Origin of the sequence: Alterirhizorhabdus solaris (assembly GCF_007785815.1) — a bacterium.
Lineage (GTDB): Bacteria > Pseudomonadota > Alphaproteobacteria > Sphingomonadales > Sphingomonadaceae > Alterirhizorhabdus > Alterirhizorhabdus solaris.
Map to the genome: position 1 here is coordinate 1 of NZ_VNIM01000059.1, position 25,260 is coordinate 25,260.

Below are 25,260 nucleotides of genomic sequence, written 5' to 3' on the forward strand. Positions count from 1 at the left end.
ACCCGCGCCCGCTCGGCCTCCGCCCGGTCGAGGCGTTGGCGCGCGACGGCTCTGCTCGCGCGGGACACGGCGGAAGCGGCGGGGGTGGAGGCGGCGACCACACTGGCACGCGCCGAGCGGGAGCGCGAGGCGGCGGCGGCGGCGCGGGATACGGCGCAATCCGCGCGCGCCACCGCGCAGGCCGCGTTCGCCGGGCTGGAGGCGGAGGCGCGCGCGCTCACCCGCGCGCTCGACAGCGGTGGCGGCGGGGATCGGGCGCTGGCGCGGATCACCGCCTCGCCGGGGTACGAACATGCGCTGGCGGCCGCGCTCGGCGACGATATCGATGCGGCGATCGGCCCGGCGGGCAAGCGCCGCTGGGCGGGCAGCGCGGCGGATGCGGGCGACCCGGCCCTGCCGCCCGGGATGGCACGGCTGGCCGATCACGTCTCGGCCCCGCCGGAGCTCGCCCGGCGATTGGCGCAGGTCGGCGTGACGGACAGCGACGACGGCACCATCGCGCTGGCGGTGGGGCAACGGCTGGTGACGCGCACCGGGCGGGTGCGGCGGTGGGGCGGATTCGTCGCCGAGGATGTCGGCGCGGCGGCGGCCGAGCGACTGGTGCGGGTCAACCGCCTCGCCACGTTGAATGCCCGGCTGGCCCCGGCAAGGGCGGCGGTGGACGAGGCGGCGGCGGCATTCGCCGGTGCGGGCGCCGCGCTCGATCGCGCACAAGGCGAGATCGCCGCCACCCGTGTTCGCGTCGTCGCCGCCGAGGCCGCCGCCCGCCGCGCGCGACAGGATGAGGACGCGGCCTCCGTCGCGCTCGAACGCCTGTCGGCCCGGCGCGAGGCGGTGGCCGAACGGGCCGCGCGCGCCGGGGCCGACCACGCCGAGGCCGCCACGCAGGACATCCGCGCCCGCGAGGCCGCCGCTGCCTTGCCCGACGGCGTGGCGACGCGCGCCGCGGTCGAGGCGCTGCGGCAGGTCGCCGAGGCGGGGCGCAGTGCACTGGCCGAGGCGCGCGCGCAGGCGGCGGCACTGGCGCAGGCCATCGAGGCGGACCGGCGCCGGCAGGAGGCCGCCCGGGCCGAGGCGAAGGGGTGGCGCGCGCGTGCCGGCGACGCCGCCCGCCGGGTCGCCGAAATGGCGGCGCGTGCGGAGTCCGTCGCCGGCGAGATATCGAGGCTCGCCGACCGGCCTGCCTTGCTGGATACCCGCATCGCCGAGGGGACCGAGCGGAACACCGCGCTCGCCGCCGCCGCCGCCGGGGCGCGGGCGGCCGAGCAAGCGGCGGAACAGGCAGCGCGCCTTGCCGAACGCGCGCTGGCTGACGCTGCCGAGGCACTCGCCACCGCGCGCGAGGCGCGGGCCGGGGCGGCGGCGCGGCAGGAGAGCCATCAGGCGCGGCGGGTGGAGGCGAGCCGGGTGTCGGGCGAGAGGTTCCAGTGCCCGGCGGTGGTACTGCCCGAAAGGATCGGGTTCATCGCCGCCGACGTCTCCCCCCCGGCCGAGGAAGCCGCACGACTGGACCGGCTCGGCGCCGATCGCGAGCGGCTTGGCCCGGTCAATCTCGTGGCCGCGCAGGAGCTGGGCGAGGTGGACGCGGCGCGCGATACCGCCGCGCGCGAACGCGCCGAGCTGGGCGAGGCGATCGCCCGCCTGCGCGGATCGATCGGCAGCCTCAACCGGGAGGGGCGGATGCGGCTGCTGGCCGCGTTCGAGGCGGTGGACGGGCATTTCCGCCGTCTGTTCACCACGTTGTTCGTAGGGGGCGAGGCGCATCTTGCGCTCGTCGACTCGGACGATCCGCTGGAGGCCGGGCTGGAGATCATGGCGCAGCCGCCGGGCAAGAAGCTCGCGACGCTGACGTTGCTGTCGGGCGGGGAACAGGCGCTGACGGCGGTGGCGCTCATCTTCGCGCTGTTCTTGACCAACCCCGCGCCGATCTGCGTGCTGGACGAGGTGGATGCGCCGCTGGATGATGCCAATATCGAGCGGTTCTGCGATCTGTTAGACCGGATGGTGGCCGACACCCAGACGCGCTACCTGATCGTCACGCACAATGCCGTCACCATGGCGCGGATGCACCGGCTGTTCGGCGTCACGATGGTGGAGCGCGGAATCAGCCGTCTGGTGTCGGTCGATCTCGGCGGGGCGGAGCGACTGCTGGCCCAATGAGGGACGGCCCCGCCCGTGGGGGCGAGGCCGCCTGTGGCTTCAGCGGCAGCTGACGTTGTTACGATCGACCGAGCGGCCGAGCAGCGCCCCGCCGCCGCCGCCAAGGATCGTGCCCAGCGTCTTGGAGCCGCCCGGCGCGATCACGTTACCCAGCACGCCGCCGCCCAGCGCACCCACGATCAGCCCGGTCGTACCGTCGTTGCGCCGGCAGTAGTAACGGTTGTCGCCACCGCGATAGATGCGATCGTTTACGCCGAGACGCCGGCCGTTGTTGTTGCCCTGCGTGTAATAGCGGTCGGCGCGATAGTTGCCGTAGCGCGGGTCCGGCCGGTTGTAGTCGAAACCGCGATAGTCCCGCCGGTCGTTGCCGCGGGGGCCGTCACGTCGATCGTCACGGCGATCGTCACGACGCGCCTCGCGCTGGTCCTGCCGCACTTCGCGGACGTCGCGGCGATAGTCCTTGCGGGCCTCGCGCTCTTCGTGGCGAAGTTCGCGGTCGGGGCCACCCGGCCCGCCGGGGCCACCCGGGCCGGGCACAGGCTGGGCGAGCGCCGGTGCGGCGGCGGGCAGGGCGATGGCGGCAAGCATGCCGGCGATGATGAAGTTGCGCATGGTCGTTCCCTGGATCGTTCGTAAGACGCTGACTGAACCGCCCGCCGGCGCTGCGGTTGCGTGAACCGCAAACAACGATCCGTTCATGTAACGACCGGTCCTTGGCGGTCAGCTGCGCGAACGCGGGATGCCGTACTTGTTCATCTTCTCGATCAGCGTGGTGCGCTGGAGCGACAGGTGGCGGGCGGCGTCCGCCACCACGCCGTTGCAGCGGCGCAGCGCGTCGACGATGTGGCGGTGCTCGAACTCGGCGACCAGCCACTTCAGGTCGATCGGGCCGCCCACCGCCGCCTCCGTCTCGGGCGTGACGGGGCGGGGCGCCGGCAGCGGCGGGGTGGCGTTGGCCCACAGCGCCTCGCGCTCGCCATTCTGCGCGGAGGGCGCGCGGCGCAGCAACAGCGCCACCTCGTCCACGCCGATCGTGCTGTCCGGAAACAGGATGGCCGCGCGCTCGATGATGTTGCGCAACTCGCGCACGTTGCCGGGCCAGCGATAGGCGCATAGCTCGTCCAGCGCCTGCGGGGTCAGCCGGATCTCGCGCCCCGGCTCGGTGAACAGGCGCAGGAAATGCTCTATCAGCAGCGGCACGTCGTCCCGCCGCTCGGCCAGCGAGGGCAGGTGCACCGGAAACACCGCCAGCCGGTAATAGAGATCCTCGCGAAACCGCTGGTCGGCGATGGCGGTGCCGATGTCGCGGTGCGTGGCGGAGATGATCCGCACGTCCACCGGAATCGGCGCGCGGCCGCCCACGCGCGTGACGCAGCGTTCCTCCAGCACGCGCAGCAGCTTCACCTGCATGTCGGCCGGCATGTCGCCGATCTCGTCGAGGAACAGGCTGCCGCCGTTGGCATCCTCGAACCGGCCGCGCATCTGGGTGACGGCCCCGGTGAAGGCGCCCTTTTCGTGCCCGAACAGTTCCGACTCCAGCAGGTCGCGCGGGATGGCGCCGCAGTTCACCGCTACGAACGGGCCGGCGGCGCGCGTGCTTTCGGCATGGATCGCGCGGGCCACCATCTCCTTGCCGCTGCCGGACGGGCCGGTGATGAGCACCGAGGCGCTGGTCGGCGCGACTTGGCCGATGAGGCGGCGCACGACGCGCAGCGACGCGCTCTCGCCGATCAGCAGCGCGCGCGAGGCAAGCCCCTCGGTCGGCTCGGGCTTCCACGGCATCGTCATGGCGCGGCGCGCACGCGGCCGGTCCCCGCCGCGAGAGGGTGCGCCTTTTCTGCCTTCGCCATTCGAACCACCGCGACCCCTGCCATGTTCTCCACAGCCCGTTCGAGAGTTACCCATCCCCGCCAAAGCCGACAAGGCGGATGATTTCGCCGCGCGCGACCCATGATCGGGCGCGAAACGGCGAGTCTCGACCGCCGGGGCGGCCGCGTGCGATTCACGCACGACGACGTGAGGATGCTTGCGTCGGAAAGCCTAACAGGCCACTAACTAAGGACGCTTGTTTTACAGGGGGTCGACGATGCAGACCGTTCGGGCGGATGCGGACGGACGGACGATTTATCGCGCGGTGCAGGAGTTTGCCGCCACCGCGCACAAGATCGGGAGCATGGCGGATCTGTCGGCGGCGGTGGCCGACATTTCGGCCTGGCTCGGCTTCGACCGTTTCGCCATCGTCAATCATGTGGATTTCGGCCGGATCGTGCCCGGCATCCGGCTGACCAATTACCCGGTGGAGTTCATCGGCCGCCTGCGCGAGCTGGGGCTGACGCGCGATCCCGTGCTGCGGGCGAGCGAGCGCGCCGGCGTCGGCTTCTCGTGGGATCAGATCCCCACGCTGATCTCGCTGCGCGAGGGCGACCACGCCTATATGCGCGAGGCAGCGAAGTTCGGGCTGGTCAACGGCTTTACCGTGCCGAACAATATCCCCGGCGAGATCCTCGGCTCCTGCCACTTCGCGGTGGGCGCCGATCCGTTGCCGCGCGCCCACTTCGCCGCTGCCCAGTCGGTCGGCGCGTTCGGGTTCGAGGCGGCGCGGCGGCTGGCGGGCGAGATGACCGCGCAGGGGCCGTCGCCCGACCCCGCGCCGCTTTCGCAGCGCCAGCGCGATTGCCTGATCCAGGTGGCGCGCGGCAAGAGCGACGGGGTGATCGCGGAAATCCTCGGCCTGCGCCCGCGCACCGTGAACGAGTATGTCGAGGCGGCCAAGCGTCGCTACGTGGTCGCGACCCGGCAGCAACTGGTGGTGCGCGCGCTGTTCTCCAGCGAGATCAGCTTTTCGGAGGTGCTGCACTGATCGCGATGTAGGCCGTATCGCATCGTTTTTTCGGCAGCCGTCCCGATCCGCCGCCGTCCGTCATGCCAGCAAACGCCGGCATCTCCCGTCGACAGCCGGGAAGAATGGTCACGCGGAGACCCCGGCGGTCGCTGGGGTGACGTAAGGCAGGGGGCGTCACTCCAAGCGGCGTCGGGATAACCTCGATCGATCCAGACGTGATGCTGCTCCTCGCGCGCTCCCTCACCCCTCGATCGGGGCTAGCCTGATCTTCAGCCCGCCTAGCGGGCGCGCGTTCGGCCAATGGTAGAATTTGGGCGCGGTCGGCTGTGCCATCTCGATCCGGCGGCCATCCAGCATGTGGCGCAGCAGCAGCTTGGCCTCCAGCGAGGCATAGTTCATGCCGAGGCACGCGTGGGCGCCGCCGCCGAACGGCACATAGGCGTATTTGTGCCGGGACCGCACCCGCTCCGGCAGGAAGTGATCGGGGTCGAACCGGGTCGGCTGGTCGCCCCACACGCCGGGCAGCAGGTGGGTGAGCATCGGGTTGACCCCGGTGACCGTGCCGGACGGGATGTTCACTCCCTTGAACGTGCAGTCGCGTACCGCACGGCGCCACAACACCGGGGCGGCGGCGTTGAGGCGCAGCGCCTCCTTGAACACGCGATCGGCGATCTGGCACTTGGCGAGGTTCGCCAGCGTCACGTCTTCCGGCCCCTTGATGATGCCGGTCAGCTCCTCGCGCAGCGGCGCCTGCCATTCGGGGTTCTGGCTCAGGTGGAAGATCGTCGAGGTCATGCCCGAGGACAGCGCATCGTAGGAGGCGGCGATCACGAACACCATGTGGCCGATGATCTCCTCGCGGGTCAGCCCCTGCTCGTCCTGCTGGCGCAGCAGGTTGGCGAGCAGGTCGCCGCGCGTCTCGGTCAGCGGATCGGCCATCGCGCTGTCGATCAAGCTCACGACGTGGCGGTGGGCCTTGGCCGCGCGCCACTCGCTGTTGCCGGGGAAGGGGAAGGTGACGATCGACGTGCTCGTCCGCATCAGCGAGCGGAACGACCACAGGTCCATCGGGGCGGCATCCGCCTCCGGCCGGCCGAGGAAGCTGGCATAGCCGATCTTGAAGCCCAGCCGCTGCGCCGCGCCGTAGGTTTCGGTCACCCCCTCGCGCCATTCCGGCTGGTCGGCGCGGATCACCCGGTCGAAGATGCGCAGATAGCCCTCGAGCTGGTGCTGCTTGAACGCGGCGGCCAGCAGCTTGCGGTGGCGGTTGTGGTCGCTGCCGTCGCGCAGCAGCAGCCCGCCCTGGAAATGCCGGCCGAACACCGGATCCCACCCGCCTGCGGACGAGAAGTTGCCGGCGCTGTCGAACAACACGAACTCGTTGGCTTCGGCGCCCACAAGCTGCACGTTCCAGTTACCGCAGGCGTAGAAGCGATGCACGTCGCCGTAGGTTTCGTGCATCCGCTTGGTGAAGCGGTAGGGATCGACCACCGCCTCGGGCAGCGTGCCCAGCCACGGCAGGCCCTTGCGCCCCGGGATGTGCGCCAGATCGTCCCCGCCGACGCGATCGAACACGGGTTTGGCGAAGACCTGCCGTTCCGGCACGGGTTCGGCGGCGACGGGCGTGGGGAACTGGATGGTCATCGACTCGGCGCCTCGCAAGGATTTGCCGATCCATAGACCTATTACCAAAGGGTTAATCCCCGGTAGTTACCGGGATGCCCTTTCGCCTCGCGAAGTGCGATTTCGGAACGGCACATAACAGGGGCCGCGCCATGATCGACACCATCCATCCAGACGATCGCCACGCTTTCTCCACGCCGCTGATGCAGATGTACCATGATCGCAAGCGCGTGTTCGTCGATCAGCTGGGCTGGCGCCTGAAGACGCCGGGCAGCTGGCTGGAACTCGACGATTACGACAACGACGCCGCCGTATATCTGATGGCGCGGGATGCGGCGGACGGATCGCATCGTGGCTCGGTGCGGCTGCTGCCCACCACCGGCGCGCATCTGATGGAAGGCGTGTTCGCCGACCTGTGCGCCGAGGGGCCGGTGCGCGGCGAGACCATCTGGGAGATTTCGCGCCTCGTCGCCAGCGTGAACGGGCAGGCCGGATCGCGGCTGCTGCGGGTCCATCGCCTGCTGGCGCTCGGGCTGGTCGAGTTCGCCGTGCTCAACCGGATCGACAGTTACGTGCTGGTGGCCGAAAGCCAGCGCGTGCCGGCCTTGCTCTCGGTCGGCTGGCGGGTGACGCCGCTGTGCCTGCCCACGGAGTATGAGGGCGAGACGATCGAGGCGCTGCAGATCCATATCGAGGCCGACACGCTGGCCCGGATGCGCACCCGGCTGGGGCTGCACACGCCCGTGCTGACGCTGTCCGCCGCCGATCTGGCGAGGGCGGCATGATCCCGGCACGCTTCGCCGATCTGGCCGCGCGCGAGGATCTCGATCCGTTGTCGCGCGCGTTGATCGATCAGGGCTATGCGATCGTGCGCGGGGCTGTGCCGCAGGGCATGATCGAAACGATCAAGGACGAGATGGGCGACCGTTTCGACAAGACCCCCTTTTCGGTCGGCGCTTTCCACGGGGAATGGACCAAGCGGTTCCACGGCCTGCTCAAGCGCGCGCCGACCTCGCAGAAGCTGGCGATGCACGAGCAGATCGTGACGGCGGCGCGCGCGATCCTCGGCAAATGGTGCGATTTTCCACAGCTCAACCTGTCTCAGGGGCTGTCGATCTATCCCGGCGCACCGGCACAGATCCCGCATCGCGACCAGACGATGTGGCCCGCGCCCAAGGGCGAGATGGAATTCTCGTTCAACGTGATGTGGCCGCTCGACGACTTCACCGAGCATAACGGCGCCACGAAAGTGTGGCCCGATACGCACCACGAGCATGCCACCTACAAGATGAGCGTGGACGACTTGGGCGAGCCGCTGGTGGCGGAAATGAAGCGCGGCGACGTGTTCGTCTTCCTCGGCTCCGTGCTGCACGCCGCCGGCAGCAACCGCTCGGTGCTGCCGAGGCGGGGGATCATCATCAGCTACAGCCTGGGCTGGCTGCGGACCTACGAGAACCAGAACCTCACCTACGACCGCGATTTCGCCCGCACGCTCGATCCCGAACTGGCGGCGATGATCGGCTATCGCTGGCAGCGGCCGAACCTCGGCACGTTCGACGGGCAGTGCCCCTCGGTGCTGCTGGGCGAGGAGGTGCCGGACTATCTGCCCACGGTCGACTCGTTCACCCCGGCGCAGAAGGTGATCGTCGATACCCATCTCCTGAAAGAACTGGCGGCGGCCGATGCGGGCGACTGAGCGAACCCTGCCGGGCGATCAGCCTGCCGGCGCGCGGCGACCGGCGCCGGCGGGGAGCGAGCAGGAACTGCGCGTGGCGTTGCGCGGCCTGCGCCGGATTCTCGACACGATCGAACTGGACGAGTCGGCCGCCCGCTCGGCGCGGGGCGACCCGGAACTGCTTGCCTTTTCCCGCCGCATGATCGCGGAGCGGGCGCGCCGCTATCACTTCTTCGACGGGCACCTGTTTGCCGATCCGGCGTGGGATATCATGCTCGACCTGTTCGTGGCCGGGATCGAGCGGCGCGAGGTGCCGGTGACGAACCTGTGCTTCACCTCCAACGTACCGGACACGACCGTGCTGCGCTGGATCAAGACGCTCGGTGCCGAGGGGTTGGTGGTGCGCCACAAGGACAGCGTCGACAAGCGCCGGGTGCTCGTGCAGCTGGCGCCTCCGGCGGCGGAAGCGATGCGCCGCTACGTGGAGGAGCAGATGGCGGCGGCGGAGCGGATGCATGCCGCGATCTTCCGGCCGGGCGAAACCTCGCTGAACGCCTGAGCGCGGCCGGGTGTCTGGCCGCGCATGCGCGCGTCAGTCCGTCGACAGCTCACGATCGAGCTGGTGCAGCGCCATGTCGACGCTCGCAGCGGCGGCGGACTGTGAGTACAGGTCAAGCAGGCGCAGGGCGTCCTCCATCTTGAGGCGCGCGACGAGCAGCTTCTCGCGCATCGGATTGCCGGACGATATCGGCTCGACGTCCTTGTCTCTAGCTTGCGACCACATTTTTTCATTCTCGTTCGTGAGGCTTGCCCGCTTTTCGCGGGTCTCGGCGACGCGGCTGGATACACCCGGGGCAGGAGCGGAACCGGAAAGTCTGGTCCATTACGGATGGATCATGCCGGCAGTCTTAACATCAGGCGGTTTCGACCGTTTGCCTGACAATAGTCCGTCACGGTCGCCCAAGCGAGGACGAGGCTGATGCCGACGCCACCGCCTCGCGCTGGTGGCAGCGTGGACGTTACGGCATCGCGAGGGTCGAAGTGGGTGCCGCTGTCGAGGATGGTGATATCCACCACGCCGGCCATCCGGACGAGGGCAAGGTCGATCGGGCACCCGGGGGCACCGCCATGTTCCACCAGATTGGTGACGAGTTCCTCGATCACGATCGCCAGCCGGGCCGCCGCGTCTTCGTCGAGCCGGTGGCGCCGGGCAAAACCCCGTGCGAACCCGGTGGCCAGCGCGACCGCGTGGTCGTCCGCCGCGACATGGATCGTGTCGGGATCATTGCCGTCCATCGGGGCAGGGTCTAGCATGGCGGTATCTGATCGGGGAGCATCCCATGCGCCGTCTGCTCGTGTTCGCCCTGCTAGCGACGATCGCCAGCAGCCCCGCCTTTGCCGAGATCGGCCGGATCAAGCGGGTGATGGGCGCCGCCGTGGTGGAACGGGGCACGGCACGGTTGCCCGCCACGGTGGGGGGCACCGTCGAACAGGGCGACGTCGTGGCCACCGGCAAGGACGGCCGCGTCAGCATCACCTTTTCGGACAACACGCGCTTTTCGGCCGGACCGGGCAGCCGGATCGCCCTGTCGGAATACCGCTTCGACGACACGACCCGCAAGGGCGCGTTCGTCACGCGGGTGGATCGCGGCTCGCTGGCGATCGTCTCCGGCCAGATCGCGCACGAGAGCAGGGATGCGATGAAGGTGCGCACGCCTACCTCGCTGCTGGGCGTGCGGGGCACCCGTTTCGTGGTGAACGTACGGTGATCGGGCCGCGTCTCGTCGCCGCGCTGGTCGCGACGGCGGGGCTGGGCGGCTGCGCCACCTCCGACGTGCTGTTGCTGCCGGGCGAAAACGGCGCGTCGGCGGGCGCGGTGGCGGTGATCGACGAGAAGAGCGGCAACGACTCGGCGGTCTTGGCGCAGGCCAACGAGCGCGCCCGGCTTTCCAGTGGACGCATCAGTCCGCGGACGGTGAACCCGACGCGCATCCCCCGCCGGGACCGGCGCCTGATCGAGGATCTGCCGCCGCCGCCGAAACACTTCACGCTCAACTTCCAGGAGGATTCGACCCGGCTGATGGCCGACTCCGCGCCGGTGCTGGTCGATCTGATCGCCGAGGTGCGCCGGCGCGACGGGGTGGACGTGCTGGTGATCGGCCACACCGACCGGCTCGGCTCCGCCGAGGATAACGACGCGCTATCGTTGAAACGCGCGCAGCAGATCCGCGAGGTGCTGATAACGCAGGGGCTCGATCCGGCCTCCACCCGCGCGGTGGGGCGGGGCGAGCGCGACATGCTGGTCGCCACCGCCGACGGGATGCGCGCGGCCGCCAATCGCCGGGTAGAGGTCGTGGTCCGCTAGAGCGGGACGTGTTGCCCCTTCCCGCCGCCGCCGCTACATCCGGCGGACAACAAACCGGGAAGCCCAATGCTCGCTCTGCTCGAGATACTCAATCTGCTGCTGACCGTGCTGTGGTGGATCATCATCATCCAGGCGGTGCTGTCCTGGCTGGTGGCGTTCAACGTCGTCAACACCAGCAACGATTTCGTCCGCTCGGTGCTGGTCGCGCTCGATCGGCTGACGCAGCCGCTCTATCGCCCGATTCGGCGCATCCTGCCCGATTTCGGTCAGCTCGATCTGTCGCCGATGGTGGTGCTGCTGCTGATTATGATCATGCAGGAAATTATTATCAAACGGCACCTGTATCCATTTCTAGCGGGTGCTTGAGGTGAGCGCCGCGATCATCGACGGCAAGGCGTTCGCCGCCGCCCTGCGCGCCCGCGTGGCGGCCGCCGTGCCGGGCTTCGCGGCGGCCACCGGGCGCGTGCCGGGGTTGGCGGTGGTGCTGGTGGGCGAGGATCCGGCGAGCGCCGTCTATGTGAAATCCAAGGGCAAGATGACCGCCGAGGCGGGCATGGCCGGGTTCGAGCATCGCCTGCCGGCCGAAACGTCGCAAGCCGACCTGCTCGCGCTGGTCGACCGGCTGAACGCCGACGGCGCGGTGGATGGCATTCTCGTTCAGTTGCCGCTGCCGAAGCATATCGACGAGGCGGCGGTGATCGCCCGGATCGATCCGGCCAAGGACGTCGACGGCTTCACCCCCGTGAACGCCGGGCGGCTGGCGACCGGGCTTGAGGCGATGGTGCCCTGCACGCCGCTGGGTTGCCTGATGCTGCTGAAGGACCGACTGGGCAGTCTGGCCGGGCTGGATGCCGTGGTGATCGGCCGCTCGAACATCGTCGGCAAGCCGATGGCGCAGCTGCTGCTGGGCGAAAGCTGCACCGTCACCATCGCCCATTCGCGTACGCGCGATCTGGCGGACGTGGTGCGGCGCGCCGATATCGTCGTCGCGGCGGTCGGCCGGCCTAACATGGTGCCGGGCGACTGGCTGAAGCCGGGGGCGACGGTGATCGACGTCGGCATCAACCGTGTCGACGCGGGCGAGGGCAAGACCAGGCTGGTCGGCGATGTCGATTTCGCCAGCGCCGCGCAGGTGGCGGGCGCGATCACGCCGGTGCCGGGCGGGGTGGGGCCGATGACGATCGCGGTGCTGCTGCGCAATACGCTGGTGGCCGCGCACCGCCGCGCCGGCGTGCTGCTGGCCGACGCGAGCCTGTGATGCGGCGGTTCGGGGGATGATGACTGCGCAACTCGCCGCGCTGTTCCTGTCGGCCTGCGTCACCTTTTTCGTCGTGATCGATCCGCCGGGCTGCGCGCCGATCTTCGCCGGGCTGACGCGCGGCGGATCGGCGGCACACCGCAAGGCGATGGCGATCCGCTCGGTCGCGGTGGCGAGCGGCATCCTGATCGTGTTCGCGCTGATCGGCAGCGACCTGCTGCGGATCCTCGGCATCAGCCTCGACGCGTTTCGCGTGGCGGGCGGGATCATGCTGTTCCTGATCGCGCTGGAGATGGTGTTCGAGAAGCGCACGCAGCGCCGCGAGGAGCGCGCCGAGGCGATCACCCGCGAGGCCGAGGAGCAGCATCGCCCGATCGAGGCGGAGGATATCTCGGTATTTCCGATGGCGATCCCGATGATCGCCGGGCCGGGGTCGATCGCGACCGCGATGCTGCTCACTTCACGCGCGCACGGCCTCGTCGGCACGATCGTGGTGTTGGCGGCGATGGCCTCGATCCTGCTGCTGACGCTCGTGGCGCTGCTGGCGGCCGGGCCGCTGATGCGCGTGCTGGGGCCGAAGATCGAGGCGATGATCACCCGCGTGCTGGGCGTGATCCTGGCAGCACTGGCCGCGCAGTTCGTGATCGACGGGATCCGCGCCAGCTTTACCTGAACGGGGTGATCCTTACGCCGCCCGCCCGACGATGCTGAGCGCCACCGCCTCGGCCACCTTGATCCCGTCGATCGCGGCCGACAGGATGCCGCCGGCATAGCCCGCACCTTCGCCCGCCGGGAACAGGCGGGCGGTGTTGAGGCTCGCGAAATCGCTGCCGCGGGTGATGCGGATCGGCGAGGAGGTGCGTGTCTCCACCCCCGTCAGCATCGCATCGGGATGATCGTAGTTGGCGATCTGGCGGCCGAACACCGGCAGCGCCTCGCGCATCGCGGCCACCACGAACGGCGGCAGGCATTCGGCCAGATCGGTCAGTTTCACGCCGGGTTTGTACGAGGGGATCACCTCGCCGAACGCGGTGGACGGCCGGCCGGCGACGAAATCGCCGAGCCGCTGGCCGGGCGCGGAATAATCCGATCCGCCGGCCACGAACGCGGCTTCCTCCAGCCGGCGTTGCAGCTCGATCCCGGCGAGCGGGTGGCCGGGATAGTCGCGCGCCGGATCGATGCCGACGACGAGGCCGGAGTTGGCGTTGAACTCGGCGCGCGAATACTGGCTCATGCCGTTGGTGACGACACGCCCCGGCTCCGAGGCGGCGGCGACCACGCGCCCGCCCGGGCACATGCAGAAGCTGTAGACGGTGCGCCCGTTCGCGCAGTGATGCGACAGCGTATAGGCGGCCGCCCCCAGATCGGGATGCTTCGCGCAGGCGCCGAAGCGGGCGCGGTCGATCCACGCCTGCGGATGCTCGATGCGGACGCCGACCGAGAATGGCTTCGCCTCGATATGCACGCCGCGTTCGTGCAGCATGGCGAAGGTGTCGCGTGCGCTGTGGCCGATCGCCAGGACGACGTGATCCGCCTCGAGATAGCCGCCGTCGTGCAGATGCAGGCCGCGCAAGGCGCGCGTGCCGTCCGGGGCGGTGGCGATATCGAGGTCGTCCACGCGCCTGCCGAAACGATATTCGCCGCCGAGCGACTCCACCGTGCGACGCATCGCCTCCACCATCGTGACGAGGCGGAAGGTGCCGATGTGCGGGTGCGCTTCGGTCAGGATCTCGGGCGGGGCGCCGGCCTTCACGAACTCGGTCAGCACCTTGCGGCCGAGGTGGCGCGGGTCCTTCACCTGGCTCCACAGCTTGCCGTCCGAGAAGGTGCCGGCGCCGCCCTCGCCGAACTGCACGTTCGATTCCGGGTGCAATTCGCCGCGCCGCCACAGGCCCCACGTGTCCTTCGTCCGCTCGCGCACTACCTTGCCGCGATCGAGGATGATCGGGCGAAACCCCATCTGCGCGAGGATCAGCCCGGCAAACAGCCCGCATGGACCGGCACCGATCACCACCGGGCGCGGCGTATCGGCAGGCGCTCGGGCGACGAAGCGATAGGCGGTATCGGGCGCGGGGCGGACGTGGGGACCGCCGGCGCAGGCGGCCAGCACTGCCGCCTCGTCCGGCAGGGTCACATCGACCGAATAGACCATCAGGATCGCCGTCTTGCGCCGTGCATCGTTGGCGCGGCGGGCGAGGCGGAGGTCGAGCACCATGTCGGCCGGAATGCCCAGCCGGGCGCGCACCGCCTGTTCCAGCGCCTCGGGCGGGTGGCCGAGGGGCAACTTGATATCACTGACGCGAAGCATGGCGCGTGCCATAATCGTTTTGGGGTTCTCGCGCCACGGTGGCGTTCGAGGCGGCGACAGGTGCGCGACGAGTTAAGCCGATTGCGTCATTCCGGCTGAAATCATGGCAACCGGACCCGTCTAGGCGGTGGACAGCAAATTATGATCGTATAACTTCAATGGCATAAGATAATCGAGCGGGCGGAGAGCGCCGGATGATGGAAGACGATCTGACATATTATCGTCGGCGTTTCGGCCAGGAGATCGCACCCGAACAGGCGTCGCATTCGGTGGAGGCGGCGGCAGCGCATCGTGCACTGGCGATGATCTATGCGGATGAGATCCGCCGACTGTCCCCCGATGCCGAACCGCCGCAACTGCCCGTCTCCGCTTGGGAACCGGCCGCGTCCCGGGGCTGAATTCCGGATATCCCCACGAACATAACGACTTGCCTTTCTCCGCCGGCCGGGAACCGATCGCGCGCGGTTGCGCTCTGTTGAGGGAAACCGCTCCCCGAGGACCGTCATGGCAACCGCAACGCTCGATACCCCTACCGAAAGCCGGTCGATCACGATCAGCCTGACGATCAACGGCCAGCTGCGCCGCTTGCCCGTCGAGCCGTGGACGACGCTACTCGACCTGTTGCGCGAGCAGGAGGGGCTGACCGGCACCAAGAAGGGCTGCGATCACGGCCAGTGCGGCGCGTGCACCGTGCTGATCGACGGGAAGCGGATCAACAGCTGCCTGTCGCTGGCGGTATCGCGAGACGGGGCCGAGATCGTGACCGTGGAGGGGCTGGCGGACGCGGATAAGCTGCACCCGTTGCAGCAGGCCTTCATCGACCATGACGCCTTCCAGTGCGGCTATTGTACGCCGGGCCAGCTCTGTTCGGCCGCCGGGCTGCTGGCGGAGGGGCGCGCCACCAGTCGCGACGACGTGCGCGAGATGATGAGCGGCAACATCTGTCGCTGTGGCGCCTACACCAACATCACCGACGCGGTGCTTGAAGTGCTGGAAAAGGAGACGGCGAAATGAACCGCTTTTCCTATGCCCGCCCCACCGACGTGGCCGAGGCTGTGCGCGAAGGCAGTCCGGGCGACGTGCGCTATCTGGCCGGCGGCACCAACCTCGTCGACCTGATGAAGGAGAATGTCGAGCGTCCGGTGCGGGTGGTCGATATCAACCGGCTGCCGCTGCACGATATCTCTGACTTGCCGGACGGCGGGCTGCGGCTCGGCGCGCTGGCCACCAACGCCGATACGGCGTGGGACGCCCGGGTGGAGGAGCGTTATCCGCTGCTGTCGTCCGCCATCCTCGCGGGCGCGTCGCCTCAGTTGCGCAATGCCGCCACCAACGGCGGCAACGTCAACCAGCGCACCCGCTGTTACTATTTCTACGACACCGCCACGCCCTGCAACAAGCGCGAGCCGGGATCGGGCTGCGGCGCGATCGGCGGGGTGAATCGCATCCACGCGATCCTCGGCGCCAGTGCGGCCTGCATCGCCACGCATCCGTCCGACATGGCGGTGGCGCTGGCTGCGCTCGACGCAACGGTGCAGGTGACCGGCCCTGACGGTGATCGCGCGATCCCCTTCGCCGATTATCATCGCCTGCCTGGCGCGGAAGCCTGGCAGGACAATAACCTGGCCCCCGGTGAACTCGTGACGGCGATCGACCTGCCGGACGAGCGCTTCACCGGACATTACACCTACCTCAAGCTGCGCGACCGGCTGTCCTATGCCTTCGCGCTCGTCTCGGTGGCGGCGGCGCTCAAGATCGAGGACGGACGGATCGTCGAGGCGCGGGTCGCCCTTGGTGGCGTGGCGCACAAGCCGTGGCGGGTGAAGACGGCCGAGAGCGTGCTTCACGGCGAAACCCCCTCGCACAATGCCTTCCTCGCCGCGGCCCACGCCATCACCGAGGGCGCGACCGGGCACGGCGACAATGATTTCAAGATCGGCCTGGCGCGCAAGGCGATCGTACGCGCACTGCGGCAGGCGGCGGACGGTACGCCGCAGTCGCAGACCGACAAGCGCGTGGCATAAGGAAGAAGACGATGGCCAGTTCAGCACGCATCGGTATCGGCTCCCCGCTCAGCCGGGTGGACGGCATCGCCAAGGTCACGGGCGCGGCGAAGTATGCCGCCGAACATCGCCCTGCGGGAATGCTCTACGGCTTTGCCGTATCGAGCGGGATCGCCAAGGGGCGCATCACCGCGATCGACGACCGCGCCGCCCGCGCCGTACCCGGCGTCGTGGAGATCGTGACGCATGAGAACCGTCCGCGCACAGCGTGGCTGGATCGATCGCACCACGATCAGGTCGGCCCGCCGGGATCGCCGCTGCGCCCCTTCTACGACGACAAGGTGATGTTCAGCGGCCAGCCCGTCGCGCTCGTCCTGGCCGAGACGTTCGAGGCTGCGCGCCACGCCGCAGCGCTGGTTGAGATCAGCTACGAGGCCGAGGCGCACAACACCGACTTCGACAAGGCGCTCGCGGAGAAGTTCCTGCCCGCCAAGAAGCGCAACACCTTTCATCCGCCGAAGAACCGCGGCGATGCCGAGAAGGCGTTCGCCGCCGCGCCGCTGAAGGTGGACGCCGAATACCGCCTCGCCACCGAGCACCACAACCCGATGGAGATGCATGCCAGTACCGTGGAGTGGCACGGCGACGGCAGCATCACCGTGCACGACAAGACGCAGGGGCCGCAGAACGTGCAGGCCTATCTGTCTTCCGTGTTCGGCATCTCGGCCAAGAAAATCCGGGTGCTCAACCCCTATGTGGGCGGCGGTTTCGGCTCCGGCCTGCGGCCCCAGTATCACGTCTATCTGACGGTGCTGGCGGCCACGATGCTGGAGCGTTCGGTCCGGGTGGTGCTGACGCGCCAGCAGATGTTTACCCATGTCCACCGCCCCGAAGCGGTGCAGACGGTGCGGCTGGGTGCCGAGATGGACGGGCGGCTGACCGCCATCCTCAACTCGGCGACGACCTCCACCTCGCGATACGAGAACCATATGGAGGACGTCGTCATCTGGGGAATGATGAACTACGCCTGCCCCAATGCCTCAGGCGATTACACGATCGCCCCGATGGATACGTCGACCAGCGGCGACATGCGCGCGCCGGGCGCGGCGACGGGCATGGCGCTGTTCGAGATCGCGATCGACGAGATGGCCGAGCAGGCGAAACTCGATCCGCTCGCCTTCCGCCTGCTGAACTACTCTGAAGAGGATGCGATGAACGGGACGCCGTTCACCAGCAAGGCGCTGCGCGAGGCATTTGCGGAAGGGGCCGCCGCGTTCGGCTGGGACCGGCGCAAGGCGGGGCCGCGCACGATGCGCGATGGCCACGAACTGGTCGGCTGGGGGCTGGCGACGGGCATGTGGGACGCGATGTTCTCCAAGACGTCGGCCAGCGCCAAGCTGTCCGCCAACGGCGACCTCGAGGTGGCGAGCGCGCTCTCCGACATCGGCACCGGCACCTATACGGTGATGACGCAGGTGGCCGCCGACACGCTGGGCCTGCCGCCGGAGCGGATCACCGCGCGGCTGGGCGATTCCGATCTGCCGGCGGCGCCGGTGGAGGGCGGCTCATGGGGCGCGGCCTCGGTCGGCGCGGCGGTGCAGGTGGCGTGTCGGGCGATCGGCGAGAAGCTGCTGAAGGCCGCCTCCAGCATCGAGGGCAAGCCGCTCGGCTCGGCCGGGATCGACGACGTGACGTTCGACGGCGGGCGGATCGTCCTGAAATCCGATCCCGCCATCGCCGTCGAATTCACCGAGGCGATGCGCGCCGCCGATCTCCAGACGATCGAGGTCGAGGAGACCGCCAGTGCCGGGATCAGCGGCATGGTCAGCCAGATCCGCAAGTCCCGCAACACCCATTGCGCGACCTTCGCCGAGGTGAAGGTGGACGAGGAACTGGGCGTCGTGCGCGTCACCCGCATCGTGTGCGCGGTGGCGGCGGGGCGGATCATCAACCCCAAGACCGCACGCAGCCAGATCCTGGGCGGCGTGGTGATGGGTATCGGCATGGCGCTGCACGAGGAGACGATGATGGACACGAAGCTGGGCCGCTTCATGAACCACAGCCTCGCCGAATATCATGTGCCGGCCAATGCCGACATCGACTCGATCGAGGTGATCTTCGTCGACGAGCCGGATCCGGAGGTGACGCCGCTGGGGGTGAAGGGCGTCGGCGAGATCGGCATCGTCGGCACCGCCGCCGCCGTGGCCAACGCGATCTACCACGCCACCGGCAAGCGCGTCCGCTCGCTGCCGATCACGATCGACAAGCTGCAGGACTAGGCCGGATCGCTACACCGCCACCTCGCCGTGAATCGGCGGGTGGGGGTCGTAGCCTTCCACCACGAAATCCTCGATGCGATAGTCGTCGATGCTCGCGGCGTGGCGCACGAGGCGCAGCGTCGGGAACCCGCGCGGGGTGCGCGCGATCTGGGCGCGGGCCTGCTCCTGATGGTTGAGGTAGAGGTGGACGTCGCCGCCCACCCACACCAGTTCGCCCGGCTGCAACCCCGCCTGCTGCGCCAGCATCAGCAGCAGCGCCGAGGCGCCGACGAAGTTGAACGCCGCGCCGAGGAACAGGTCGCACGACCGCTGATAGAGCAGGCAATCGAGCCGGCCATTCTGCGTGACATGATATTGATAGAGCAGGTGGCACGGCGGCAGCGCCATGTCGCCGAGGTCCGCCACGTTCCAGCCGTGGAACAGCAGGCGGCGGCTGGCCGGCGTCTTCCGAAGCGACGTGACGAGGGTGGCGATCTGGTCGTGCTCTCGCCCGTCCGCGCCCTGCCAGCGGCGCCATTGCTTGCCGTACACCGGCCCCAGATCCCCCCACGCGGCGGCGAACGCATCGTCGGCGAGGATGCGGGCCTCGAAGGCTCCTTGCGTGATCGCCTCGCCCGTCTCGGCGCGGTAGCGGGCGAGCGGCCAGTCGCTCCAGATCCGCACGTTGGCCTCCAGTAACGGGCGGATGCTGGTGCCGCCCGTCAGGAACCACAGCATCTCCTTGATCGCCGTCTTCCAATAGACCCGCTTGGTGGTGAGGATCGGCGCGCGGCCATCCGACAGGTCGAACCGCAGCAGCGCGCCGAACAGTGCGGTGGTGCCGACCCCGGTGCGGTCTATCCGCCGGTCGCCGCGTTCGAGCACGGATTCGATCAGGTCGAGATACTGATATTCGGGATCACGCATGTCGGCGGCTCTTTCAGGGGGCTGCTGGCCCTCCGCTACGGCGCCGCGGGTCGGGCGACAAGCACCGCATGGTCCATCCGAAACGGACAAGACAGGCACCACTGCGGCCGCAGAGGCTTCGGATCGGACGATCTTCCCGTTCCCGCAGAATTATGTGTGCGCCACTGTCCAGTTTCACGGGGCGGGAATTTCGATGCCGGGTACGGCGACAGCAAGACGACGGATCGATTCGGGCGAGGCGGCAATCGCTTTTTTCGGGCCTGGTTTTCATGGCATGCGCCGGGAATCATTGCGTGTGGCGCATCTCGACAGGGATCACGGCCTGATCGGTCTGCGGCTGCATTATTCAGATATGTGCGACGAGGTACACTTTCCGCTGCGAACGATCATCCGCGATGCGTTGCACCTCGAGACGGTCGGCATCCTTATCGCGCATAATCACCCGAGCGGCGACCCACGACCGAGCGAGGACGACCTCGCCGCCACGCGCGCGCTGGTGGCGCTGGCGCGGCCGCTCGGCATCCGCGTGCGCGATCATCTGATCTTCGCGGGGGGCCGGTCGAGCAGTCTGCGCGTCATGGGAATGCTGTAGCGGCGTCGGCCATCCGGCCCGGCATCGCCTCAGGCCGGCGTCATCAACGTGCAGGATGAGATGGCTTCCGGTTCGGGGCGCGGGCCGACCGCCTCGTATAGCGCCAGGTACGCGTCCGCACCCGCCAGTTCGGTGCGGCCGACGCGGGTGTAGCCCACGCTCTTCATCTCGCAGTCGAGCAGGTCGGGCGGGGTGCCGTGCTGCGACGTCGGCCGGTCGGCATCCACCACCACCACCCGCCCGCCGGGGCGCAGCGCGGGGCGCAGTCGCCACAGGAACTCGTAGGGCGCGGCGATCTCGTGGTACATGTGCACCATCAGGATGCGGTCGAAGCTGGCGGCCGGCAGCTTCGGATCGGCGGGCAGCCCCAGCTTGACCGACACATTGTCCAGCGCCTCGCGCGTCACCCGCTCGGCCAGCGTATCGCGCACGGCCGGCACGATATCCTGCGCCAGCACGCGCCCGTTCTTGCCCACGCGCTGCGCCAGCCGGACGGTGTAATAGCCCTCGCCCGCGCCGATATCGGCCACCGTCATGCCCTTGGCGATGTCGGCGCGGTTCATCACCGTATCGGCCTCGCGAATCCGGTCGCGCGCTTCCTCGGTGGAAAAGCGGCTCGACACGATCGGCGCGACCGGCCGATGCGCCGCCGGAAAGCGCGAGGGCTTCGGTTCGGCCGCGCGCCGGGTCGCCGCCGGGCCGCAGCTCGCCAGCAGCATCAGGGCCAGGCCGGCGACGCGGGCGCGCATCAGTCCACGTCCTCCACGTCCACCTTCTCACCCGTCACCCGCTGCGAGAGCGCTGCGGCCATGAACGGGTCGAGCGCGCCGTCCAGCACGTCGGACGGCGCGGTGGAGGTGACGCCCGTCCGCAGGTCCTTCACCAACTGGTAGGGCTGGAGCACGTAGCTGCGGATCTGGTGGCCCCAGCCGATATCGGTCTTGCCGGCGGCGACCACGTTGGCCTCCGCCTCGCGGATCGCCAGCTCCCGCTCGTACAGGCGCGCGCGCAGCTGGTTGTACGCCTCGGCCTTGTTCTTGTGCTGCGATCGCTGGTTCTGGCACTGCACGACGATGCCGGTGGGGATATGCGTGATCCGCACCGCCGAATCGGTGGTGTTGATGTGCTGTCCGCCCGCGCCCGATGCGCGATAGGTGTCGATCCGCAGGTCGCTCTCGCTGTACTCGACCTGGATATCATCGTCGATCACCGGATACACCCAGACGCTGGCGAACGAGGTGTGCCGCCGCGCCGCCGAGTCGTACGGGCTGATGCGGACGAGGCGATGCACGCCGCTCTCCGTCTTGGCATAGCCGTAGGCGTTTTCGCCCTTCACCAGCAGCGTGGCGGACTTGATCCCGGCCTGTTCGCCCGAATGATGATCGACCAGCTCCACCTTCAGCCCGCGCCGTTCGGCCCAGCGGGTGTACATGCGGCTGAGCATCCCGGCCCAGTCCTGGCTCTCTGTGCCGCCGGCGCCGGCGTTCACCTCGATATAGGTGTCGTTGGCATCGGCCTCGCCCGCCAGCAACGCCTTCACCTTGTCGGTGTCGGCGCGTTCGGAAAGCGCCGCCAGCGCGGCCACGCCGTCATCGACCAGCGCGGTGTCGCCCTCGGCCTCGGCCATCTCCATCAGCTCGATGGTGTCGTCCAGCTCGGTCTGGATCGCCTTGGTCGCACCGATCGCCTCGTCCAGCCGGCGACGCTCGCGCATCACCTCCTGCGCGGCGCGCGGGTCGTTCCACAGCGTCGGATCCTCGACCTTGGCGTTCAGCTCGTGCAGCCGCCGCAGCGCGCGATCCCAATCGAGAAAGCGGCGGAGCAGCGCGAGCGCCTGCTTGATCTTGTCGGCGTGGGCTTGCGCTTCGGCGCGCATCGCGGTGCTCCTGGAACATGGGCGGCGGGCGGGGGCGCCCGGTGAGTACGTCTCTGGCGATATAGGGCGCGGGCCGGGCTAGTAAATCCCGCCCTGCCGCTGGAGGAAGTCGTTGTCGCGCGCCGCCTCGGCGCGGCGGGCGGCGGGCGCGTCGCTGCGCCGGGTCAGTTCCTCGCGGCGGATGGTGCGGCGCGGCTCGCTCTCGGGCTTGAACGCCTCCCAGATCACCGCCGCCTTCGGTTCGTCCGATGGCCATGCGCCGAACACGCGCCGGCCGGACTTCCGGTCGATCCGCACCATGCGGATGCCGGCGGGCGCGCGGAACGGCACGACCGGCATGTCCTTCATCGCGGCGGCGGCGAACTGCTTGAAGATCGGAGCCGCCACGGTGCCGCCCTGCGCATAGCTGCCCAGCGGGCGCGGCTGATCGTACCCCATGTACACGCCCGCCACGAGATCGGCCGACCCGCCGACGAACCAAACGTTGGTGGGGCCGGTGGAGGTGCCGGTCTTGCCGAACAGCGGTCGGCCGAGATCGCGCAGCACCGTGGCGGTGCCGCGCTGGACCACGCCCTCGAGGATGTGGACGGTCTGGTAGGCGCTCATCGCGTCGATCGCCTGGGCGCTGCGGGCACGTGGCCGGGGCATGGCCTTGCCGTCCCAGTCCTTCATGTTGCAGCCCTCGCAAGGCCGCGTGTCGGCGCGCCAGATCACCTTGCCGCGACGATCCTGCACATAATCGATCAGCGTCGGCTTCAACATGCGGCCCTGATTGGCGAGCATGGCGTAGGCGTTGGTCAGCCGCAATACCGTCGTCTCGCCCGCACCCAGCGAGATCGACAGGACGGGGGAATAATCGCCGATGCCCATGTCGCGCGCGGTCTTCACGATCTTCTTCATGCCGGTCATGCTGGCGGTGCGCACCGTCATCAGGTTGCGCGACTGCTCCACGCCCCAGCGCATCGTCTGCGGCCCGGCGTTGCCGCCCGAGAAGTTGCGGAAGCATTTCCGCCCGAGCCGGGCGGACTGATAGACGCAGAACGGCCCGTCGACGATGATCGAAGCGGGGGTCATTCCGTTCTCGAGCGCGGTGGCATAGACGAACGGCTTGAAGCTGGAACCGGGCTGGCGGAGCGCCTGCGTGGCGCGGTTGAACGAGGCGCCCTTGGCATCGAACCCGCCCTGCATCGCCAGCACTTGGCCCGTGTGCGGGTTTTCCGCGACCATGCCGCCCGAGACGGCGGGGATGTTGCGCAAGGCCCAGTTGCCGCCCTCGCGCTTCACCGCGATCACGTCGCCCGGCTTCATGAAGGCGAACGCCTGCCCGCCCACGCCGCGCTTCGGCATGGCGGCGGCCCAGCGCGGCAGCGTGCCGGTGGAGCCGTCGGCAAAGCCGATCGTCGCCTCGCCGCCGGACTTGTTGAGGATCACGGCGGCGCGCCAGTCGTCGTAGCCGACGCCCACCTCGTTCAGCACCGGCGCCCACGGTTGCGCCAGGTCGAGCTGGCGGATCGGCCCGCGCCAGCCCTTGCCGCGATCATAGCGGACGAGGCCGTCGCGCAGGGCCGTCTCCGTCGCCTTCTGCACGGCCGGATCGAACGAGGAGCGGATCCACAGACCGCCGGAATAGACGCTGTGCGGCCCGTCCTTGCCGGCCTCGCCGTAGCGGTCGATCAGTTGACGGCGCACCTCCTCCATGAAGTAGCCGCCGGCATCCTGCCGCTCGGGCGCCTGCCGACCGACGATGCCGAGCGGCGCCGCCTGCGCGTCGCGCATCTGCGCGGGGGTGATGAAGCCGTTGGCCTGCATCTGCCCGAGCACCCAGTTGCGCCGCTCGATCGCGCGGTCGGCGTGGCGTTCCGGGCTGTAGTTGGAGGGCGCTTTCGGCAGGATCGCCAGATAGGCCATTTCCGGCAGGGTCAACTCGCCGACATCCTTGGCGAAATAGGCGCGCGCGGCGGATTGCACGCCATAGGCGTTCCGCCCGAGGAAGATCTGGTTGAGGTACAGTTCGAGGATCTGCGGCTTGGTCAGCGCCCCCTCGATCCGGTGCGCGAGGATCGCCTCGCGCACCTTGCGCGAAACCGAATATTCATCGCCCACCAGCAGGTTCTTGGCGACCTGCTGGGTGATCGTGGAGCCGCCCCGTGCGCGCCGGCCCGAGCCGATCTTGCTGACGTAATCGAAGACCGCACCGGCAAGCCCCGGATAATCGATGCCGCTATGCTCGAAGAAGGTCTTGTCCTCGGCGGAGAGATAGGCGCCGACCAGCAGGCGAGGATATTCGTCGAATGCCAGTTCCACCCGCCGCTCGCGCGCGAAGCTGTGGACGGGCATCCCGTCGATCCCGCGCACGGTGGAGGGCAGCGGCGGCTCGTAGGTAAGCAGCGCCTCGGCCGAGGGCAGGCCGCGCGCGAACAGTGCCCACAGCACGACCGAGCCGATGAGCGCCAGCACGGCCAGCGCCGCCACGATCCGCACGAGGCGGCGGCCCCACAGTCGGCCGATGCGGCCACGCCAGCCATCCGCCTCGCGCCGCAGACGGAAATGCTGGGTCTCGGCGGCGGGATCGTTCATGACCGGGTGGCTCTAGCATTTCCGCCGGCGTTTGCCAGCCCGGCGCCGTTCACGGGGGCGGGGCGTGCTATTGCCTGGCCAGTCGGCGGGCGAAATGCGTCTCTACCGCGCGGCGCACGCCGATGGCGATGTTGCGCTGGTAATCGGGCGACAGCAGCAGCGCCTCGTCTTCCGCATTGGACATGTAACCCGTTTCGAGCAGTACGGAGGGCACGTCCGGCGCCTTGAGCACCACCAGCCCGGCGAAGCGGTGGAATTCGGTGCGGAACGGCACGTTGGGCGACATTTCGCGCTGGAGGAGGGCGGCGAAGGACGCCGAGACGTTCATCGTCTCGCGCTGCGCCAGATCGAGGAGGATCGATGACACCTCGCTGCTCTCACCCCCCAGGTCCACGCCGTTGAGGATGTCGGCCCGGTTCTCGCGCGCGGCCAACTGCGCCGCCACCCGGTCGGAGGCGACCTCGGACAGGGTGTAGATCGTGGCGCCGCGCGCCGCCGGATTGGGCGCGCTGTCGGCGTGGATCGAGATGAACAGGTCCGCCTTCAGCCGCCGCGCGATCTCGCGCCGTTCGCCCAGGATGAGGAAGCGGTCGTCGTCGCGGGTCAGCGCCACGCGTACCCGGCCGGAGGACTTGAGCTCGTCGCGGATGGCGCGGGCGATCTTCAGCGTCACCTCCTTCTCGCGGTGGCGGCCGTCGACGCCGGGCGCGCCCGGATCGTGCCCGCCGTGGCCGGCGTCGATCACCACCAGCGGCCGGTTGCTGCCCCGCGCCCGGATGACGCGCGGGGCAGCAAC

26 protein-coding genes are annotated in these 25,260 nt (G+C 69.2%); 15 read left to right on the forward strand and 11 right to left on the reverse strand.

The genetic code is table 11. The features are described from left to right. Window positions 1-2,160: coiled-coil domain-containing protein (locus FOY91_RS13835; protein WP_476692375.1), on the forward strand; the 2,160-nt coding region annotated here is incomplete at its 5' end. A gap of 39 nt (window positions 2,161-2,199) precedes the next feature. Here FOY91_RS13835 and FOY91_RS13840 read toward each other — a convergent pair. Continuing rightward, window positions 2,200-2,772, reverse strand: coding sequence for a hypothetical protein (locus FOY91_RS13840; protein WP_203234576.1), 573 nt, complete (start codon window positions 2,770-2,772; stop codon window positions 2,200-2,202). A gap of 108 nt (window positions 2,773-2,880) precedes the next feature. Next, on the reverse strand, window positions 2,881-3,942 hold the full coding sequence (locus FOY91_RS13845) for a sigma-54 interaction domain-containing protein (protein WP_145153118.1): 1,062 nt from the start codon (window positions 3,940-3,942) through the stop codon (window positions 2,881-2,883). 304 nt (window positions 3,943-4,246) lie between these two features. Here FOY91_RS13845 and FOY91_RS13850 point away from each other — a divergent pair, with 304 nt between their 5' ends. Beyond that, window positions 4,247-5,020, forward strand: a complete 774-nt coding sequence (locus FOY91_RS13850; protein ID WP_145153054.1) for a helix-turn-helix transcriptional regulator — start codon at window positions 4,247-4,249, stop codon at window positions 5,018-5,020. Window positions 5,021-5,242: 222 nt separating this feature from the next. Here FOY91_RS13850 and FOY91_RS13855 read toward each other — a convergent pair whose 3' ends face one another. Continuing rightward, window positions 5,243-6,646, reverse strand: coding sequence for a cytochrome P450 (locus tag FOY91_RS13855; protein ID WP_145153057.1), 1,404 nt, complete (start codon window positions 6,644-6,646; stop codon window positions 5,243-5,245). Window positions 6,647-6,777: 131 nt separating this feature from the next. Here FOY91_RS13855 and FOY91_RS13860 point away from each other — a divergent pair, with 131 nt between their 5' ends. From FOY91_RS13860 to FOY91_RS13870, 3 genes are read left to right on the forward strand one after another with little or no spacing between them, the layout of a single operon-like run. Continuing rightward, window positions 6,778-7,410, forward strand: coding sequence for an acyl-homoserine-lactone synthase (locus FOY91_RS13860; protein WP_162527235.1), 633 nt, complete (start codon window positions 6,778-6,780; stop codon window positions 7,408-7,410). Beyond that, complete coding sequence (locus tag FOY91_RS13865; protein WP_145153063.1) at window positions 7,407-8,321, forward strand: phytanoyl-CoA dioxygenase family protein; 915 nt, start codon at window positions 7,407-7,409, stop codon at window positions 8,319-8,321. The genes FOY91_RS13860 and FOY91_RS13865 overlap by 4 nt, the downstream gene beginning before the upstream one ends. Continuing rightward, complete coding sequence (locus FOY91_RS13870) at window positions 8,308-8,859, forward strand: MarR family winged helix-turn-helix transcriptional regulator (protein WP_145153065.1); 552 nt, start codon at window positions 8,308-8,310, stop codon at window positions 8,857-8,859. The genes FOY91_RS13865 and FOY91_RS13870 overlap by 14 nt, the downstream gene beginning before the upstream one ends. A gap of 33 nt (window positions 8,860-8,892) precedes the next feature. Here FOY91_RS13870 and FOY91_RS13875 read toward each other — a convergent pair whose 3' ends face one another. Next, complete coding sequence (locus tag FOY91_RS13875; RefSeq protein ID WP_145153068.1) at window positions 8,893-9,084, reverse strand: hypothetical protein; 192 nt, start codon at window positions 9,082-9,084, stop codon at window positions 8,893-8,895. A 110-nt stretch (window positions 9,085-9,194) separates the two neighbouring features. Beyond that, window positions 9,195-9,614 carry an ATP-binding protein gene (locus FOY91_RS13880; RefSeq protein WP_145153071.1) on the reverse strand — a complete coding sequence of 140 codons (420 nt, stop codon included), beginning with the start codon at window positions 9,612-9,614 and terminating at the stop codon, window positions 9,195-9,197. A 26-nt stretch (window positions 9,615-9,640) separates the two neighbouring features. On the opposite strand from FOY91_RS13880, the gene FOY91_RS13885 reads away from it, so the two are divergent. From FOY91_RS13885 to FOY91_RS13905, 5 genes are all read left to right on the forward strand, one after another. Next, on the forward strand, window positions 9,641-10,069 hold the full coding sequence (locus FOY91_RS13885) for a FecR family protein (RefSeq protein WP_145153073.1): 429 nt from the start codon (window positions 9,641-9,643) through the stop codon (window positions 10,067-10,069). Further along, entirely contained in the window at window positions 10,066-10,665 is a 600-nt protein-coding gene (locus FOY91_RS13890; RefSeq protein ID WP_145153076.1) for an OmpA family protein, read from the forward strand. Before FOY91_RS13885 ends, FOY91_RS13890 begins: the two co-directional genes overlap by 4 nt. Before the next feature lie 66 nt (window positions 10,666-10,731). Next, window positions 10,732-11,031, forward strand: a complete 300-nt coding sequence (locus FOY91_RS13895) for a YggT family protein (RefSeq protein WP_145153078.1) — start codon at window positions 10,732-10,734, stop codon at window positions 11,029-11,031. A 1-nt stretch (window position 11,032) separates the two neighbouring features. Continuing rightward, window positions 11,033-11,923: a bifunctional methylenetetrahydrofolate dehydrogenase/methenyltetrahydrofolate cyclohydrolase FolD gene (folD, locus tag FOY91_RS13900; protein WP_145153081.1), complete on the forward strand. Its 891-nt coding sequence runs from the start codon at window positions 11,033-11,035 to the stop codon at window positions 11,921-11,923. Window positions 11,924-11,939: 16 nt separating this feature from the next. Then, window positions 11,940-12,596 (forward strand): MarC family protein, encoded by a 657-nt coding sequence (locus tag FOY91_RS13905; RefSeq protein WP_238995700.1) that lies wholly within the window; start codon window positions 11,940-11,942, stop codon window positions 12,594-12,596. Between the two features lie 12 nt (window positions 12,597-12,608). Here FOY91_RS13905 and FOY91_RS13910 read toward each other — a convergent pair whose 3' ends face one another. Further along, window positions 12,609-14,231: an NAD(P)/FAD-dependent oxidoreductase gene (locus FOY91_RS13910; RefSeq protein WP_145153084.1), complete on the reverse strand. Its 1,623-nt coding sequence runs from the start codon at window positions 14,229-14,231 to the stop codon at window positions 12,609-12,611. 194 nt (window positions 14,232-14,425) lie between these two features. Between FOY91_RS13910 and FOY91_RS13915 the strand changes: the two genes are divergently transcribed. From FOY91_RS13915 to FOY91_RS13930, 4 genes are all read left to right on the forward strand, one after another. Beyond that, the gene (locus tag FOY91_RS13915; protein WP_145153087.1) at window positions 14,426-14,629 is read left to right on the forward strand and encodes a hypothetical protein; all 204 of its coding nucleotides are present in this window, start codon (window positions 14,426-14,428) and stop codon (window positions 14,627-14,629) included. Between the two features lie 106 nt (window positions 14,630-14,735). Continuing rightward, a complete protein-coding gene (locus FOY91_RS13920; RefSeq protein ID WP_145153090.1) occupies window positions 14,736-15,245 on the forward strand; it encodes a (2Fe-2S)-binding protein in 510 nt (169 codons plus the stop codon). Then, window positions 15,242-16,255 carry an FAD binding domain-containing protein gene (locus FOY91_RS13925; protein ID WP_145153093.1) on the forward strand — a complete coding sequence of 338 codons (1,014 nt, stop codon included), beginning with the start codon at window positions 15,242-15,244 and terminating at the stop codon, window positions 16,253-16,255. The genes FOY91_RS13920 and FOY91_RS13925 overlap by 4 nt, the downstream gene beginning before the upstream one ends. 11 nt (window positions 16,256-16,266) lie before the next feature. Beyond that, the gene (locus FOY91_RS13930) at window positions 16,267-18,513 is read left to right on the forward strand and encodes a xanthine dehydrogenase family protein molybdopterin-binding subunit (RefSeq protein WP_145153096.1); all 2,247 of its coding nucleotides are present in this window, start codon (window positions 16,267-16,269) and stop codon (window positions 18,511-18,513) included. A 9-nt stretch (window positions 18,514-18,522) separates the two neighbouring features. Here the strand turns inward: FOY91_RS13930 and thyA are convergent, their stop codons facing one another. Next, window positions 18,523-19,419 carry a thymidylate synthase gene (gene thyA / locus FOY91_RS13935; RefSeq protein WP_145153099.1) on the reverse strand — a complete coding sequence of 299 codons (897 nt, stop codon included), beginning with the start codon at window positions 19,417-19,419 and terminating at the stop codon, window positions 18,523-18,525. Between the two features lie 193 nt (window positions 19,420-19,612). Here thyA and FOY91_RS13940 point away from each other — a divergent pair, with 193 nt between their 5' ends. After that, window positions 19,613-20,011, forward strand: a complete 399-nt coding sequence (locus FOY91_RS13940; RefSeq protein WP_162527236.1) for a JAB domain-containing protein — start codon at window positions 19,613-19,615, stop codon at window positions 20,009-20,011. Window positions 20,012-20,040: 29 nt separating this feature from the next. Here the strand turns inward: FOY91_RS13940 and FOY91_RS13945 are convergent, their stop codons facing one another. The 4 genes from FOY91_RS13945 to FOY91_RS13960 all read right to left on the reverse strand — a co-directional run. After that, window positions 20,041-20,760 (reverse strand): class I SAM-dependent methyltransferase, encoded by a 720-nt coding sequence (locus FOY91_RS13945; protein ID WP_145153105.1) that lies wholly within the window; start codon window positions 20,758-20,760, stop codon window positions 20,041-20,043. Further along, entirely contained in the window at window positions 20,760-21,887 is a 1,128-nt protein-coding gene (prfB, locus tag FOY91_RS13950) for a peptide chain release factor 2 (protein WP_145153108.1), read from the reverse strand. The genes FOY91_RS13945 and prfB overlap by 1 nt, the downstream gene beginning before the upstream one ends. Before the next feature lie 78 nt (window positions 21,888-21,965). Further along, window positions 21,966-24,464: a penicillin-binding protein 1A gene (locus FOY91_RS13955; RefSeq protein ID WP_145153110.1), complete on the reverse strand. Its 2,499-nt coding sequence runs from the start codon at window positions 24,462-24,464 to the stop codon at window positions 21,966-21,968. Between the two features lie 67 nt (window positions 24,465-24,531). Next, the coding region (locus FOY91_RS13960; RefSeq protein WP_145153113.1) for an N-acetylmuramoyl-L-alanine amidase family protein at window positions 24,532-25,260 on the reverse strand (729 nt) is incomplete at its 5' end.